The organism is Desulfomarina sp. (assembly GCF_054039375.1).
The window spans coordinates 1-15889 of sequence record NZ_JBPLBA010000274.1; the positions used below are offsets into that span (position 1 = coordinate 1).

Genomic DNA, 15889 nt, shown 5'->3' on the forward strand with positions numbered 1-15889 from the left:
GTGAACAGTTGTGCTTTGGCTCCTATTGAGTATGGGTCATCCCCCGGGCGGACGGTTCTACTGAGCGGAACATGGCTGCAAAAATCTGGAATGCGGTCAGGGCAGCAGAAACCGGAACTGCGGCAAAAGGAACAACCATAGTGATACTGAAAATTGTTGCATATTGCCCAAGACCATCTCTTGCCATACCGAGACCATACCAGGTGAGAAAAAGGAAAAAGGAAAGACTGACCAGATCAAGAATAATCTTCAGTCCCCGTTCCCCTCCGGAAGGTAAAAAACGGCCGACAATATCAAGGCCGATATGTTCCCTGTAAAAAGCACCACAGGAAACAGCCAGCAGGGCCGCCCAGATCATAATATACCTGGAAAGTTCTTCGGTCCAGGTGTACCCCATATGCAGAAAATACCTCTCAATAACCCCGAACCAGATCACCAGAACCATCCCCGCAACCAGAAGGGCGCAGATTCGCTCAACCACCCAGTTCACCCGGTAGGCCGCCGTATCGATGAAGGATCGTTTCTTTTCTGTCATTATCTGCCTCTCTGCATTGATTTTCCCGCTCAGGATTCTGATATTTTCACCCGGCTGAATAACAACAGGAACATAGCCTGTCAGGGAACAATTCTTGTTCCTTTTTTCCCCTGGACTGCGGCCACCAGGTTTCCCGGGCTGGTAATAATAACTTCTTTTCCTCCATGACTGATAAACTCAAGAGCCGCTTCTATTTTGGGCAACATGGTTCCCGGACCGAAATGTCCCCGGGCAATCAGGCCAAAGGCCTCGGCAACCGTCAGCCGCTCCAGCGCCTTGGGTTGAAGACTGTCAAAATCCTGATAAACATTTTCAACCTGAGTGGAAATAACAAGCAGATCCGCTTTAAGCTCAATCGCCATGAGGGCTGCTGTCAGATCCTTGTCCACCACGCAGTTTACTCCCGCAAGATTACCGTCTCCGTCCCTCACCACTGGGATACCGCCACCGCCCGCCGCAATGACCACAAATCCGCTGTCCATCATTACTTTAAGAACTTCCATCTCCACAATCCTGACGGGCCTGGGAGAAGGAACCACCCTTCTGTATCCCCTACCTTTCTGATATACGATATGCCAGTCAGAATGTTTTCTCAGGAGTGAATCCACCTTCTGTTTCGGATAAAAAACCCCGATGGGTTTGATTGGATTTTGAAATGAAGGATCTTCTCCATCTACTTCAACCATGGTGACCATGGTAACCGGTTGTTCCACCATCTCCCTCTGGTGAAAAATATTGTGCAATGATTCCTGCAGCTGATAACCGATCGCCCCCTGGGTATCGGCAACACAGTTTTTCAGAGGAACAAAATGGAGTTCTCCCGCCTCAAAGGCAAGTTCTGAACGTCTGAAGATAAAGCCGACCTGGGGTCCATTGCCATGGGTTACAGCCACATCAAAACCGAGCTGCATGATGTCGGCAATATATCCCGCTATTTCCTGAACTGCGGCCAGTTGATCATCAATCTCCCGGTGTTCATCGTTCCTGATCAGACCATTACCGCCAACGGCCAGAACCATACGTTGTTTCATATTTTTTCCGATTGACCATGAAGATTTTCATCTATCCCGTAAATTTCCGGGTATAGAGGGAAGGTATTACTGCATACATTGCAGCCGCCTTCACCAGTTCATCCTTCCAGGTCACTTCATTGGGGGCATGGGCCTGATCCTCATGTCCCGGCCCAAAGCCAATACAGGGGATACCATAACGCCCCATGATGGAGACACCGTTTGTGGAGAATGTCCATTTATCCACTACCGGTGTCTCGTTAAACAGGGAGGTAAAAGACTCCACCAGGGTTCTGCAGACAATATGTTCTTCCTCCAGCACCCAGCTGGGGAAATAGCATTGGGTCGGGTAGACCAGTCCCCTGTATGAGGGACGGTCATAATTGTACATTGAGACCCTGCCTCCTGCTTTTTTCACCGCCGGCAGCTGCCTGATCTCCTCCAGGGCATCTTCCCAGGTCTCACCATGGGTCAGCCTTCGATCCACGGAAATGGAACAACCGTCGGCCACGGCACACCGGGACGGAGAGGTATAAAATATTTCCGAGACAGTCAGAGATCCTTTTCCGAGGAAAGGATCATCCTTCAGCCGATCGTGCAGTTCCTGGAGTTCCATAAGAATCGGAGCCATCTTAAAAATGGCGTTGTCACCTCTTTCCGGGGCGGATCCATGTGAACTGACACCATCCACTGCAACCAGAATTTCCATCCGTCCCCTCTGACCTCTGTAAATACCAAGGGAAGTAGGCTCGGTGGAAACCACAAATTCAGGACGGATCCCGCTCTTTTCTATTATGTACTGCCAGCAGAGTCCATCGCAGTCCTCCTCCTGAACAGTACCCGTAACGAGCAGGGTATAATCACCGGAAAGCCCCAGATCCTTAATGATTTTTCCGCCATACACCATGGCGGCCATACCGCCCTCCTGGTCACTCGTTCCCCGGCCTGAAATGATCTCATCATCCTCAAAACCGATATACGGGTCATGATCCCAGTTTTCCCGGTTGCCGACACCAACCGTATCAACATGGGCATCCATGGCTACCAGGTGTTTTCCCGTACCGATATAACCGAGAATATTGCCCATGGGATCAATTTCCACCCGGTCAAAACCGACATGTTCCATCTCTTCCCTGATTCTCCGTATTACCCTTTCCTCCTGGCAGCTCTCACTGGGAATAGCCACCATATCTCTCAAAAATGCGGTTATCTGGGGACGATATTCTTCCGATTTTTTCATCACACGCGCAAAATCGATACTCATCATTCCTGCTCCGTTCCTTCTGCCCCGCTGGAGGACAACATTGTTCTTGATTCAATATCTTTCAATCGCCTCAGACTGTTCTGCCAGTTGGACCGTATCTTCGCCTGTGCTCCTTCAACATCACCAGATCGCAGGGCATCAAGAATATCGTAATGTTCCTCCAGTGAATATTTGGCGCTGGCATATCCCTCAAAATAAGTCACTTCCACCCTGCGATATTTTATTTTCAGATCCCGGAGAATTGTAACCAGGTGATGATTGCCTGACCGCTCAATAAACACATCATGGAACTGGATATCCGCCAGAGATGCCTTAACAGGATCTTCTGTATCGAGAGCTATCCCGAGGGCCGTGTTCGCCACTTCCATTTTTTCAAAATCCTCTTGAGTCAGATGCAATACGGCCAGGGATACCGCCAGCTCTTCCAGGGTCCATATAATGGGGTAGATTCTCTCCGGCTCCTTTATGGAAACTTCCGAAACCCTTGTCCACCGGTTCGCCGAAGATTCCACCAGTTCCTTATCCTCAAGACGTCGCAAGGCCTCACGCACCGGGGTACGACTGACCCCCATATGTTCCGCCAACTCCTTATCAAGGAGTTTTTCGCCTGGCCTGAGCTCTCCTTCCATGATCCACTTGAGAAGCGTATTATAAACCTCTTCTCTCATGATGGAGCGGCTCAGCGGTTTTGTCTTTCCTGGTATGGGCATAGTCACTTTCCTGAACAGGGGTGGAGCTGATAAACTTCTTCCAAGCGGTCTTCAATTAACATATTGGATGTAATATATCACTTCTGAAGACATGTCAACAATACAATTTCTGATTGCCGGCAAAACTCAGCCTAACGGGATAATTCTATTGACTGGTGGTCTCCGTGTCATCAGAAGAAGACGCTTGACCTGACAGCATCAGCAGAGAGAGGACCACATCCTCGAGATTGACATCACCATCACGATTAATGTCGCCACCTGGATTCATATTCAGCTCATCAATCATAAATCCACGGGTAAGGCCATGCAGTTGCCCGGTTCCGGCAATCTGGCCATGATCGTTTATGTCTCTTGCAAAGGTAAGAACCCAGCCGGAAGAAGGTTGGAGAACATCATTGAGATCTCTGACCCCGGAGAGCCTGTCAAAAACAAAGGCATGTTCCACAGGATTGTCTCCCATGGACCACATAACACCCACCATCTGCCCCAGGTTGTTGATACCGTATATTTCTCCGTACGGATATTTTGCCGGCATGGGTATACGGACAGGTGGACCGGAAACATCATCCCAGTAGCAGGGAAAGCTTTTTCCCTCCTCAATGCTGACTGAACCGCCGACCAGGTGATGGTCATTGATTACCGACGCATACCATTGCCCCTCCGCAAAATCAGAATCAACAGGAAGTTGCCGCAGTCCCCTGTGACGGTCATAGATAAACGGCCTGAACCTCTGACTGCTGTCCGCTGCAATCCCGACGACTTCCCCCCTGTTGTTTATCCCATGGGCAATGGAATAGCCCTGCTGATTACGGGGCCCCCGTAAATTCAGAGTACCGAGATCACGCACCTGCTTCCCGTCAAAAAGGATCCCGTGATAAAACCTGAATGACGATTTTTTATTTTCCGGCAGAGCCATTACCCCGACAACCGTACCGTCATTTGCAATGTCATACCCCCGGCTCTCCTCCTCTGTCACCAGGATGCCTTTTTCCACCGTTGCGGCATCCGGCCAGCGAACGATATATTTTTTTCCATTGGCCGTTCTGAAAAAACCGGAAACCTGGCCGAAGTCATTTATTCCCCAGGCACTGGTGTCACCTGTTTCTTCAGGAGCAGGAAGCATCACCCTGACACCTGGAAGCTCCCAGGTCATTGCGACTTTTTTTTCCTGTCCGGAAAAACTCTCAGCACATATTTTGCCGTTTTCATTGATTCCAAAAGCTCTGGAAGCAGTCATGCCATCCAGAGGTTCTATGGGATGAACTGTGATTTTAGACAATGCCAGTGCATTCCGGGATAAAATGCACAACAGAACAAACAGAAAAATAGAATACGGAATATACCTGAAGCAGTTATTCAGCCTGATAGCAGCCATAATAGAATTTCCCTTGTCAATAATATTACAAAAAGGATTATTCCTTCCGACTGTTTTCATGGCAAACAACGTGCCTGATATATATTTCTTATATTTTCATCATGTTAGAAGATACACTTTCTGAAACTTAATCTCCAAAAATGCAAGATTGGGCAAAATCACTGTTCAAAAGTGCAAATATTGCACTCCTTCCAGAATCCCGCTTGGCACAAATCATGACTCAGCGGGATTCTCACCCTTCCGATCACCCCTCAAATTGCATCACTGCCATGCTCACCTGTTCTCACCCGTATGACATCCTCGACACCAAGAACAAATATTTTCCCGTCACCGATTGTATCACTGCTTGCCGCCGACCGTATGGCATCAACTGCAGCATGGACCATATCCATGGTCACCACCAGTTCAATCTTGATCTTTGGATTGAAATCCACATTGTATTCTGCACCACGGTACATCTCTTTATGCCCTTTCTGGCGACCATACCCTTTCACTTCCGAGACCGTCATACCTGTAATCGAAATTTCCGTCAGTGCCTCTTTAACTGCTTCGAGCTTAAACGGTTTAATTATCGCTTCAATCTTCTTCATCACTTCTCCTTAATCAATCTGTTGTGAACTCAGGATAGGCTGCAAGGCCACATTCCACCACATCAACCCCCTCCAGCTCCTCTTCCTCATCAACCCGGATACCAATTGTCACTTTGATTACCATCCAGACAACGGAACTTGTAATAAAAGACCAACAGAAAATTGCCGCGATTCCCATCAACTGCACAATTAATGATCCTTCAGGGTTTGTGAGAGCCGCCGCCAGCAACCCCCATATCCCGACAACTCCATGAACCGAAATAGCACCAACCGGATCATCCAGTTTTACCTTATCAAGGAAAATTATTGCCCCCACTACAAGCAGACCGCCGACACAGCCCACCATTGTGGCAGAAAACGGCCCTGGAGCAAGTGGTTCCGCCGTTATGGCAACCAGGCCCGCAAGCGCTCCATTGAGAGCCATGGTCAAATCCGCCTTCCCGAACCAGAACCGCGCAAGAAGAAGAGCACTGATCAGTCCTCCGGCCGCCGCCATATTTGTGTTGACAAAGACCAGGGCGACATGGTTGGCCGCTTCAACTGTGCTCACCTTCAGTTCTGAACCACCGTTAAAACCGAACCAGCCGAACCAGAGGATAAAAGTCCCCAAGGTTGCCATGGGAAGATTGGAACCCGGAATAGGTTTTATCCTTCCGTTCACATATTTTCCCCTTCTTGCCCCCAGAAAAAGGACGCCGGACAGGGCCGCGGAAGCACCACAGAGGTGAACAACACCGGAACCGGCAAAATCCAGAAAGCCCAGGGCGTCAAGAAAACCTCCTCCCCATTTCCAATACCCCTGGATCGGATAAATTACTCCCGTCATCACCACGGCAAACAGAAGAAAAGCCCACAGTTTCATACGTTCTGCAACGGCACCGGAAACGATGGACATGGCAGTGGCTACAAAGACGACCTGAAAGAAAAAGTCCGCCATGTTTGAATAGGAGGTTTTTCCCCCGCTCTTCAACACATCCGCCAGGCTGTTATCCCCGCCCAGCAGAAACCCGAGGCCGGGAATAAGACTGTTTACTCCGTCACCGTACATGATGTTGTAGCCAATAAACATATAGAGAACACAGGCAATGGCATACAGGGCCACATTCTTGGTCAGAATTTCCACCGTATTTTTGGCCCGCACAAGACCTGACTCCAACATGGTGAATCCAGCCGCCATCCACATGACAAGGGCCCCGGACATTAATAGATAAAAAGTATCCAGTGAATAGGACAGTTGTATAACTGTTTCTCCGATTTTCGGTTCTTCTGCAAAAGCGGGCGCAACCAGTCCCGTTATCAGGAGACAGACTGCTCCCCCCCAGTATCTTCTATAATGATTTTTCTTTTTCACAAATTCTCTCCAGTACAGTAAAATTTTTCAGGAATTTTTTTTGCCTGAAAATACCATTACAAAACCCGGGCCACATGGTGTGGTTAATTTTATACACCAACATTTCAATAAGTTATCATGGGATAAAAGCTACAGGAAGAATCTATATTTACTACATTTATGTATTATTTAATTCCTTACATTTACAATATTGTGTGATTTTATTCGAAATTTATCTTCCGGCGTCGAATATTCTCGACAAAAGAGAGAATTCTCTGGAGAATTTTACGACCATATGATCAAATATTTTTCTGATTACGCACGAAACTCAGCCTGCTATTTGTGAGTCTGGGGATTGGGCCTGTTTTATCAGGCGTATTTTAAAAATCACAATACTGTCACGGATTCAGAGATAAAATAAAAATCTCAACTGCGACCGGAAGACCTTCTTCTGCAGCGAGATTTTCAAGAAACAATTGAAAGGAGCACCATGATACGCGACCTCGCCCTGGCAACGAAAGCAACCTGCAGCCTTGAAGATCAGGAATCACTTGTACCTCTTGTATTGCAACTCAAAAAACTCACTGAAGTTGCAGGAAAACAGGGGCTGCTCGCCCTGGAAAATGAATTGGTGAACATCAAGGATCCTTTTCTTAACCTTGGGGTGCAGCTCATCATCGACAGAGTAGAACCGGAAAATATAAAGGACATCCTCGACTCGGATATCTATTATAACGAATCAAACGGTCGGGAACTTCTGAAAAAGATCCTCATAAGAGAAGGACTCCTCCGGATTCAGGCAGGAGACAGCCCAAGAAATGTCCTGATCTGCACGAAAATTTTCCTCGGCAAAGTTCCGGCGTCACAGTTCAGGGCCACCTGACCCCGGCAATTACGCCCCCCCTGAGTCAAAAAAGGACAACACCATGCGTCGACTTCTGCTGATATTTCTACTGCTTAATCCCGCGGTGTCCCATGCTTCAAATGCGTTCGAAACCTGCCGGGACCATTTCCTGCATGGCCGATATTCTGTTGCTGAACCTTCCTGCCTGCAGGCAGCCGACGAAGGTATTCTGGATGCCCAGAAATGGGTTGCCTTTATGTACACCAAAGGCAGGGGAGTACCGCAGGATCTTGACAAGGCATTTTTCTGGACGGAAAAAACGGCCAGACGCGGTGACGCCAACAGTCAGTACCTCCTGGGACGATGTTATCAATTCGGTACCGGAACAGAAAAAGACCTTGCAAAAGCCCTGCACTGGTACAGGAAGTCAGCCGGACAGGGAAATATAAACGGCCTTTATGCCATGGGAAACTTATACAGAAAGGGAATCGGTGTCACCGTCAACCACATGAGGGCCTATGCCTGTTACCGGGCGGCCGCGGAAAAAGGAATGTACCTGGCGGCTCAGGCCATGGATAACGCGGGGAACAGCCTGACGGATGAGGAAAAAAAGATTGCCGGACAGATCAGCTGTCCAGCCCGGGATAAATAAAAAGGACCGCCGATTTTTCAATCGACGGTCCTGTAATACTGGAAAAGCAGGTTCCGTATATTGACCAACTATTCCTCTATATCGCAGTCATCCAGCTCACAGGAAACTTCCGCCACAAGGTATCTGGCGTTTTTATAACCATTCTTCTGCAGTTCCTTGTAGGCCATTTCCGCACGCGCGCCTGTCGTGCAGTGGACGTAGATATTCTGATCCTTGGACATTCCGTCAATAGTTGCAAAGAACTCATCCATCCTGCTGCAAAGCTGATCAAGCGGAATATGTCGCGACATGGGCAGCTTCCCGACCTTGACCTCGTCGTTGGTGCGAACATCGAGTATAATTGCCTTGCTGGGATCCTCCATGGCCGCCTCAAATTCTGCGATGGATACTTCACCGGGAGCAAGCTTTCTTTTCCAGTTGACTTCCGTTACAACAGGTCCTTTGACAAGCCGACCACCCAGATGTTTCCACCCACGGTATCCATCTTCAACAAGAGAAACCTTTTTATAGCCATTTTCCCTGAGCATTTTCAGGGCGGCCAGCATTTCCTCTTCCCTGTCACTGTACAGAACAACCGGCGCTTTCACCGGAATTTCATCCATGACATCGGCGAATGTCGCAAACGGCATACTCACAGAGCGCGGGATACGAGCAACAGCATCTTTTTCAGCACTACGTAAATCGACAATGACATTATTCCCCTGACATATGAAGCCATAACCGGCATATGTCGGGTGTCCGGCCTTACGCCATGCCGGCTCACCATCAAGATAAACTCGAACATTTTTAAACCCTGCCTGGACCGCCTGACCGGCGGACATTGGACTCATGCCTCAGGTGGGTCCTCCACAATAAAAAACCAGGGCCGCATCAAGATCTTTCGGCAGAAGCCCCATCAGTTCCTGCATTTCACATACAGGGATAGAAATGGCACCCGGCAGATGCGACTGACTGTAACGGGCGGCGGGCCGGGAATCGATGAGAACAAAATCTTCATTGTTATCTATCATCTTCTTTAAATCAGCCGTCTGGATGATCGAAGTGCCTTTCGGCATCTTGGCAAGCTTGGGCCTGATTGATTTTGCATAAAAATCCTTACCCTGCTTTTCGTAGGAAACTATAACTCCATGCCCTTTTCCGGCATGCTCTATTCCATCCGTATTTTCATCAAATTTTATCAGAACAGTCTGAGCCTTTTTGCCTTTCCCAACTTGAACGGAAATCGTTTTAGCCTTCACCGACTTCCCGACAACACGACCCTTAAACACCGGCCCGGTATCCTTTTTGGCAACCGCGACCGGCTTGGCCGCCGAACTGGACTGGCTGTCCGGCTGCACGCAACCACTCAACCCCAAAGCGGCTACAACCAGAAAAGGCAGTAACCTGACTAACATCTTCTGCATACCTTCCTCCTTGGATTAAATTTACTCTTATCTGGTGTCTGTCCTGAAATGAAAATTTTTGATCGAGATCAAGGCACACGGAAAATTTTACCGCGGCATACAGTTGATATCGGAGTCTACGCTTACCTCCGAGGATAAAATTTTTCGGCAACGCAGATGTCGGGCAAAAAGACCAACTATGGACAGGCACTATCCGGTTCCTCCCTGGAAAACAGTCCACTCTCTGCCATTTGCAGCAATTCTTCAACGTGGCCTTGTTTCGAAGAAACAGTTGTCCAGATGCTCACCGTTTTAAAAACATTAAAACCGTAAATAAGCACAATACCTGTATAGCAAACAATTAAATACTCCGGGCCAAACGTGTCGGCGTGATAATTAAAATTCAGCTTCAGCAATTAATTTTTTAACTGAAAATTTAATTACATGGCACACCCGAACTCTAAAGAACAACAACTCTGCACATGTTTCACAAAACTTCATGTACCACATTCAGGGGAAAAATACAAAATAATGATATGGAAGTCAACGCCCATTAATAATCCTGAAACAGTGACGGCTCAGCGATTATTTTTAGGTAAAAACTCAATGTCGTTAACTTAAGGACAAGATGGTTCATAAAAGTCCCATTCTGACCTTGGCCGAGGGTGTCTGCAGCCAGGACGGCTGCAGTCAAGCCCCCAGGGACGGGTTTATGGCGTCCCTCGGACGAGGTCGGAATAGGACTTTAACGACATTGGGTAAAAACTTAAAAAGTAACTGTAACAGGCAGTAAAAAATCTCAATTATTTTCCCGAACCATCTATAATACCATTTCAGCCAGAATATCCGCAGTTTTTGCCCCCCCCTGAAGATTCACAGGACAGGATGAATTATTTTTTTGAGAAAGAGCAGCGAGACAATGAGACACCAGCAGTTCCCGTGTCAATTCGGTTTCTGAAACAACCTGCAAGGTATCGCAGCCATTTTTCCTTAACTGTTCAAGATGCAGATGCTGTTCCTGGTCCCGCATCTCTCTTTCCAGTACCAGCGCCGGAATACCACAGTATATCGCATCCACAATACTGTTGTAACCACCGTAAATAACACACATTTCAGAAGAGAGGAGAGCATCAGAGTAACGCTCTCCAGGTATTTCCAGACTGCAATGATCTATCTCTTCAAACATCTTCCAGACTTTTCTTCTCCGCGATACTGACGTGCCGGTATCTATAAACAGTTTCCATTTTCCGTAATTCCGCGGGACAACTGCCAGGGCCTGGGCAAGTTGCTCGAGAAAATTCATGGAATGCTCACCAAGCCAGGGCACGGAAACCGTTCCGGCCAGTTTTTCCCTGAACTGCCGAAACTCCCCCTGCCATGCCGCAAGCTCGGCCAGTCTGGAAACATATCCACACTCCCGGGGGATCTTGCCGAACCGCTTTTCAAGCGCTTTCATATGTGAATTTCCCAGAACTCCCTGGTCCCCATACCAGAGCAACTCATTGAAATACTGTCTGAAAAGATCACCGGCAAGGTCAGAACCAACCTGGGAAACAGTACCCACGACACCGCGTATTCCTAAAACCCAGCGGGTTCCCGTTTCAAGACCGGCTTTCAGTGCCGGCAAAAGTTCCCTGTGTTTTCCCTGGGGGGCATGATCCACCAGGACCAGTTTTGGCCGATACAGCTGTATCAAATGTTTCAATTCTGCAGCCCGCAGTTCTCCCAGCTCCTGGTCGGTCAGCATTGATTTCCCCATGCTCCCTCTGGACTTCCCATCAACAACCTCTGTTTCATAGGCAGGCAGTTTCAACCAATCCAGAGGAACTGTGCTGATCAGTTCCTGACTTTTTCTGCAGCCAGTGACAAACAACACTTTCAGCTGCGGGTAAAGCCTGCGCACAGCCATACCTACACCAATACTGCGACTGGCATGACCCAACCCCCGTCCGTCATGGGCGTAAATAAGTATATCCAGACGATAATTTCTCACATTTTCTCCTTTTCCTGAACCTGTGAGGATTCAACGGTGATGTTTTTCCCGACTCCACCTTACTTTGAATTTAAATTTATTTTCATCCTATTACTCTATGGAACCACAAAAAATCAAAATTTTGTCCCGACTCCGCATTGTTGGAAAAAACCTGATTGCCCATGGAACTCAGCCAGATTAGGGATGAGCCCGCTTTTTCAGGTTAGTCTACGGTAAAAAAAAGAAATCATCCTGAATCATTGAAAAAAAACAGATTATTTGGTTTTCTTCCATATTGAAAAGAGTTCCTTATCGCTTTTCCATCTCTCTCTTCCAAATCAAATACAACTTTTAAGCAATGAACATTGCCTATTACATGCCCTTTAAACCCATGGGACACCGAAACCCTTCCGGAGATCTGGTAACCGGAACAGAACTTTTCAATCATCTTGCCCGAAACAACAGGATTTTCCCCGCAAGCCGACTACGCTGCCGCTGGATCTATTATCATCCTTCCCTCTGGCTGCGCTTCCTGCTGGAAAGAAAGCGAATTCTCAGAAAATACAGTACGAGCCCCCCCGATATCTGGTTCAGCTACCACTCCTACTACAAAGCTCCTGATCTTCTCGGTTATCATTGCAGCAGAAAACTCAATATTCCCTATGTTATTTTCCAGGGTATCTATTCAACCAAAAGAAGAAAAAAACTGAAAACCCTGCCCGGATTCATTTTAAACAGAAAAATTCTCCTTGCTGCCGACCAGGTTTTCACCAACAAGAAAAAAGACTTGAAAAATCTGCGCCGCCTCCTTCCTGAAGAGCGACTTTCCTATATTGCACCGGGAATCCACCCTGAAAAATTCATCTATTGCGAGAAATCAAGAAATGATCTGCGAACAAAATTAAACTGCCGAAACAAGACCGTCATTCTCACCGCAGCCATGTTCCGCCCTGGAGTAAAAGCTGAAGGAATATTGCAGGTTATCCACTCATGCGCTGAACTTCTGACTGAAAACCACGGAATTGTCCTCTGGATAGTGGGAGACGGCAGCTGTCGCCGGGAACTCGAGGAGAAAGCCGGAGAACTACTCCCCGGGAAGGTCCGGTTCAGCGGCAGGGTTGAGAGAAATGAATTATACCGTTATTACAGTGGCGCCGATTTTTTTGCCTTTCCCGGTGTACACGAATCCCTAGGCATGGTCTACCTGGAAGCCCAGTCCTGCCGTCTCCCCGTTGTAGCACTGGCCGACTGGGGTGGCGGAGAAGCAGTCATCCATAACCGTACGGGTCTTCTTTCACCAGTCGCAGCAAAACCTGAATTCACCGCAAATATGGAGAAGCTGATTCAAAACCCGGAACTGAGAACCAGGCTGGGCAGGGAAGCGGAAGCTCATATCCGCTCCCATCACGACCTGTCCGAAAACTACACCCTGCTGGAAAAAAAACTAAAAACATTTGTCAGGGACAAGTGATTACTCCTGAATCCGTTAACTGTCTGCATTTTGGCGTACAAATTATAATCTGATTACCCATGAAATTCAGCCACATCCCAATTTTACAAGTGTCAGGCTGAATTTTGTGCGCAACCAGGAATTATAATTCATAATCTCAATATGTTATAAAAAACAATCACAAAGCCGTCATGTATTCTGGTCAAACTGAAAACTCTCAAATCACCGGCCATCGTTCAGGACTTCAATTTCAACCCTTCTGTTTTTCCTCCTGCCGACACCGGTTTTGTTGTCGGCTATCGGGTCACTGATCCCCATCCCTCTGATCTCCAGCTGCTCCCGGTCAATACCATATTTCATCAACAACCGACCAACTGCTTCCGCCCGTTTATCAGAAAGTGCTCTGTTTTCCGGGGAATCAGTGTCAGAGGAGACATACCCTTTCACCAGGACCTGAGCCCCGGGATATTTCCGCAGTTTTTTTACAAAGCGGACAAATTCTCTTTTCGCCTGCCTGGTCAACTGCAGAGAATTCGGTCGCAGGGGAAGAATAATCTTTACAGGTTCCATGGGCGGAATATCTTTTTCCGGCTGTCCAACCACTTCTTTCGATTCAGGCAGCTTTTCAGCCGGTGCTTTTACTTCTGCCCTGCTGTTTTCTTCTTTTTTTGCTACGGCTTCCTCATCAACAGTTGAAATTTGATCTTCAACACGGGTTATTCCGACCGATTCATCCACTGTTTCACTTCTGGATTCCACAACTGCCTGATAGGCTTCACCCCCCGCCTCGGGTTTTTCCCGGTAGGCATTACTCAGAATAGCATGTTTAAGGGCTGCGGCTTTTTTTTCATTTATTTCAAGATTCCTGCTCTTTAAAACAGAAGCTGCAGGTGAAGTTGTCACCTTCACCAGTGACTCCTGCAAGACAACAGGCCGCTCCTGTTTTTTTTCTTTCCCGACCGTGTGAGCCACATTGTTTTGCGGGTAAAAATAGTAAACGAAGGAACAGGCAAGAAAGAGAAGCGGCAGGAGCAGCAACCATCCTCTTTTACCACTTTCATTTTCAACAGAGACGCCTGACATTGTCGGCAGTCCGTTGTTTCTTTCGATAACAAAGGTATCCCTCTGAAAATTACTGTTCTGGTTTTTCCTGTCAAACAATTTAAGATCCACCTGATCCGGTGATGCATCCACCGAAAGATCAAGCCGCTGGACACACTCTTTGATCAGCCTGTGGTCTACACTTTTTTTCCCCCGGGCAGCGCCTGCCTGGAGGGAATACTCACACAGTACATTTATATAACGGGGCACTCCGCGGGAATGTTTATAAATTAATTGAATCGCCTTAGTGGAAAATATTTTCTCCACTCCACCGGCAGCACAGAGTCTGTGCTGAATATATTCTCCAGTTTCATTGACATTTAATGGCAGCAGTTTCAATTTGAGAGTTAATCGCTGACGAACAGCTTTGTTTTTTTGACGGACAAGCACCTCGTTGAACTGAGGTTCTCCGATAAAAAAAATATTAATGAGCTTGGCGTCCGCTTTTTCTATATTGGAAAGCAGGCGCAGTTCCTCAAGCATATCCTGGCTTAAAAGATGACAATCATCGATCAGCAGCAGGGTCTTTTTCTTTTCATCATGGGCTTTATGGAGAAAATGACTGAACTGAATCAGAAACTGAACCTTGGAAGAAAACAGTGTATTCATACCAAAACCCGCAGCAATTTCATTATAGAAATCGAGGCGATCAAGACGCGGGTCGGGAATAATCGCACACTCCACATCATCACCTAATCCTTCTACAAGGCTGTTTATAAGAGTGGTTTTCCCCATCCCCCCACTTCCCGTCAGGAGCAGAAATCCTTTATTGGCCAGGATTCCGTAACGTAAAGTCGAAAGCACCTCCTTATACTTTTCCCCCAGCCACAGAAAAGCCGGATCAGGTCTCAGCTCAAATGGTTTTGATTCAAATTTATACTGTGAATTATACATAGTTACCCATCTACCTGAAAAAAATCGGTTTTCCAGAGAATAACATTTACTTCAGAAGAATGTTCTTATTTAAAATGTAATTGGTCACAGGGGTAGCAACTCTTTGATTTTATTACCTCTGAAGTGTAATTACTCACAGGTACCGCAGATTTTTGCAGGCTCTTTTGTCCGCTATAGCCTACCTATGCGGACAAAAGAGACCGTGAAAAACTGGGGTGCCTGTAAGTAATTACTTTAAGATTGTTATAATCCTTTTCCTAACATTAACTGACTGATTCTGCAAATCTATTCACACAACCGGCACGAGAAATCAGTTTTCGGTACACCCGATAACCGACAGTAATATCCCCCGTTCCCAAATTGCACTCACCAAAGGAATGTGGTAGAGAAACGACACAGATAACTTATGCAATACAACTAGTGTCACGTCAACGATGAAATGACGTAATATTGCGCTGTAATTTTTTGTGCCATTCTGTCTGTGGCTTTGAGCGCATAGTAGAACTATGTAACATAAGCCACAGGCGGGATGGCGCGAAAAAGGACAAGCAAGATACGTCAGAGCAGTGTTGACGGGACACTAGAGTTTGGAGTTTCACATACCGACAGAAGCCCTCTACCTGTATGCGAAAAACATCAAAAAATACAAAAAAAATGTAACTACTCACCCCTGTTGTAATCATCGTTTGCAAATGTCCCATTCAAAGCAATCTGGATTGCCACAAGCGGATTGACACCTTGGCATGCCATTGTTTGTAGGTAACTTGAGATTCTACAGTA

Annotated in this window: 14 protein-coding genes; 3 read left to right on the plus strand and 11 right to left on the minus strand. The window is 47.1% G+C overall.

What is annotated here, in order from left to right; all coding sequences use genetic code 11:
- Positions 1 to 22: 22 nt before the first annotated feature.
- The 7 genes from ACXLDX_RS15090 to ACXLDX_RS15120 form a co-directional block, all read right to left on the minus strand.
- Positions 23 to 535 (minus strand): TRAP transporter small permease, encoded by a 513-nt coding sequence (locus ACXLDX_RS15090; RefSeq protein ID WP_457578014.1) that lies wholly within the window; start codon positions 533 to 535, stop codon positions 23 to 25.
- A gap of 80 nt (positions 536 to 615) precedes the next feature.
- The gene (locus ACXLDX_RS15095; protein ID WP_457578015.1) at positions 616 to 1566 is read right to left on the minus strand and encodes a carbamate kinase; all 951 of its coding nucleotides are present in this window, start codon (positions 1564 to 1566) and stop codon (positions 616 to 618) included.
- 31 nt (positions 1567 to 1597) lie between these two features.
- On the minus strand, positions 1598 to 2809 hold the full coding sequence (locus ACXLDX_RS15100; protein ID WP_457578026.1) for a YgeY family selenium metabolism-linked hydrolase: 1212 nt from the start codon (positions 2807 to 2809) through the stop codon (positions 1598 to 1600).
- The gene (locus ACXLDX_RS15105) at positions 2809 to 3519 is read right to left on the minus strand and encodes a GntR family transcriptional regulator (protein ID WP_457578016.1); all 711 of its coding nucleotides are present in this window, start codon (positions 3517 to 3519) and stop codon (positions 2809 to 2811) included. Before ACXLDX_RS15105 ends, ACXLDX_RS15100 begins: the two co-directional genes overlap by 1 nt.
- A 145-nt stretch (positions 3520 to 3664) precedes the next feature.
- Entirely contained in the window at positions 3665 to 4798 is a 1134-nt protein-coding gene (locus ACXLDX_RS15110; protein WP_457578017.1) for a hypothetical protein, read from the minus strand.
- A gap of 347 nt (positions 4799 to 5145) precedes the next feature.
- Positions 5146 to 5484, minus strand: a complete 339-nt coding sequence (locus tag ACXLDX_RS15115) for a P-II family nitrogen regulator (RefSeq protein ID WP_457578018.1) — start codon at positions 5482 to 5484, stop codon at positions 5146 to 5148.
- A 13-nt stretch (positions 5485 to 5497) separates the two neighbouring features.
- Entirely contained in the window at positions 5498 to 6739 is a 1242-nt protein-coding gene (locus ACXLDX_RS15120) for an ammonium transporter AmtB (protein WP_457578027.1), read from the minus strand.
- 565 nt (positions 6740 to 7304) lie between these two features.
- Between ACXLDX_RS15120 and ACXLDX_RS15125 the strand changes: the two genes are divergently transcribed.
- Both ACXLDX_RS15125 and ACXLDX_RS15130 read left to right on the plus strand, forming a co-directional pair.
- On the plus strand, positions 7305 to 7697 hold the full coding sequence (locus tag ACXLDX_RS15125; protein WP_457578019.1) for a hypothetical protein: 393 nt from the start codon (positions 7305 to 7307) through the stop codon (positions 7695 to 7697).
- 43 nt (positions 7698 to 7740) lie between these two features.
- Positions 7741 to 8310: a tetratricopeptide repeat protein gene (locus ACXLDX_RS15130; protein WP_457578020.1), complete on the plus strand. Its 570-nt coding sequence runs from the start codon at positions 7741 to 7743 to the stop codon at positions 8308 to 8310.
- 68 nt (positions 8311 to 8378) lie between these two features.
- Here the strand turns inward: ACXLDX_RS15130 and ACXLDX_RS15135 are convergent, their stop codons facing one another.
- From ACXLDX_RS15135 to ACXLDX_RS15145, 3 genes are all read right to left on the minus strand, one after another.
- On the minus strand, positions 8379 to 9140 hold the full coding sequence (locus tag ACXLDX_RS15135; protein ID WP_457578021.1) for a rhodanese-like domain-containing protein: 762 nt from the start codon (positions 9138 to 9140) through the stop codon (positions 8379 to 8381).
- A gap of 3 nt (positions 9141 to 9143) precedes the next feature.
- Positions 9144 to 9713, minus strand: coding sequence for a rhodanese-like domain-containing protein (locus ACXLDX_RS15140; protein ID WP_457578022.1), 570 nt, complete (start codon positions 9711 to 9713; stop codon positions 9144 to 9146).
- A gap of 799 nt (positions 9714 to 10512) precedes the next feature.
- The gene (locus ACXLDX_RS15145) at positions 10513 to 11685 is read right to left on the minus strand and encodes a hypothetical protein (RefSeq protein ID WP_457578023.1); all 1173 of its coding nucleotides are present in this window, start codon (positions 11683 to 11685) and stop codon (positions 10513 to 10515) included.
- Between the two features lie 337 nt (positions 11686 to 12022).
- On the opposite strand from ACXLDX_RS15145, the gene ACXLDX_RS15150 reads away from it, so the two are divergent.
- Complete coding sequence (locus tag ACXLDX_RS15150) at positions 12023 to 13135, plus strand: glycosyltransferase family 4 protein (RefSeq protein WP_457578024.1); 1113 nt, start codon at positions 12023 to 12025, stop codon at positions 13133 to 13135.
- A 201-nt stretch (positions 13136 to 13336) separates the two neighbouring features.
- Here the strand turns inward: ACXLDX_RS15150 and ACXLDX_RS15155 are convergent, their stop codons facing one another.
- Positions 13337 to 15109, minus strand: a complete 1773-nt coding sequence (locus ACXLDX_RS15155) for an AAA family ATPase (RefSeq protein ID WP_457578025.1) — start codon at positions 15107 to 15109, stop codon at positions 13337 to 13339.
- Between the last annotated feature and the right edge of the window lie 780 nt (positions 15110 to 15889).

What these genes read in the sequence shown, in the direction of transcription:
- ACXLDX_RS15090 (WP_457578014.1), bottom strand. Translation starts at nt 535, where the DNA reads ATGACAGAAAAGAAACGATCCTTCATCGATACGGCGGCCTACCGGGTG.
- ACXLDX_RS15095 (WP_457578015.1), bottom strand. Translation starts at nt 1,566, where the DNA reads ATGAAACAACGTATGGTTCTGGCCGTTGGCGGTAATGGTCTGATCAGG.
- ACXLDX_RS15100 (WP_457578026.1), bottom strand. Translation starts at nt 2,809, where the DNA reads ATGAGTATCGATTTTGCGCGTGTGATGAAAAAATCGGAAGAATATCGT.
- ACXLDX_RS15105 (WP_457578016.1), bottom strand. Translation starts at nt 3,519, where the DNA reads ATGCCCATACCAGGAAAGACAAAACCGCTGAGCCGCTCCATCATGAGA.
- ACXLDX_RS15115 (WP_457578018.1), bottom strand. Translation starts at nt 5,484, where the DNA reads ATGAAGAAGATTGAAGCGATAATTAAACCGTTTAAGCTCGAAGCAGTT.
- ACXLDX_RS15125 (WP_457578019.1), top strand. Translation starts at nt 7,305, where the DNA reads ATGATACGCGACCTCGCCCTGGCAACGAAAGCAACCTGCAGCCTTGAA.
- ACXLDX_RS15130 (WP_457578020.1), top strand. Translation starts at nt 7,741, where the DNA reads ATGCGTCGACTTCTGCTGATATTTCTACTGCTTAATCCCGCGGTGTCC.
- ACXLDX_RS15135 (WP_457578021.1), bottom strand. Translation starts at nt 9,140, where the DNA reads ATGAGTCCAATGTCCGCCGGTCAGGCGGTCCAGGCAGGGTTTAAAAAT.
- ACXLDX_RS15140 (WP_457578022.1), bottom strand. Translation starts at nt 9,713, where the DNA reads ATGCAGAAGATGTTAGTCAGGTTACTGCCTTTTCTGGTTGTAGCCGCT.
- ACXLDX_RS15150 (WP_457578024.1), top strand. Translation starts at nt 12,023, where the DNA reads ATGAACATTGCCTATTACATGCCCTTTAAACCCATGGGACACCGAAAC.
- ACXLDX_RS15155 (WP_457578025.1), bottom strand. Translation starts at nt 15,109, where the DNA reads ATGTATAATTCACAGTATAAATTTGAATCAAAACCATTTGAGCTGAGA.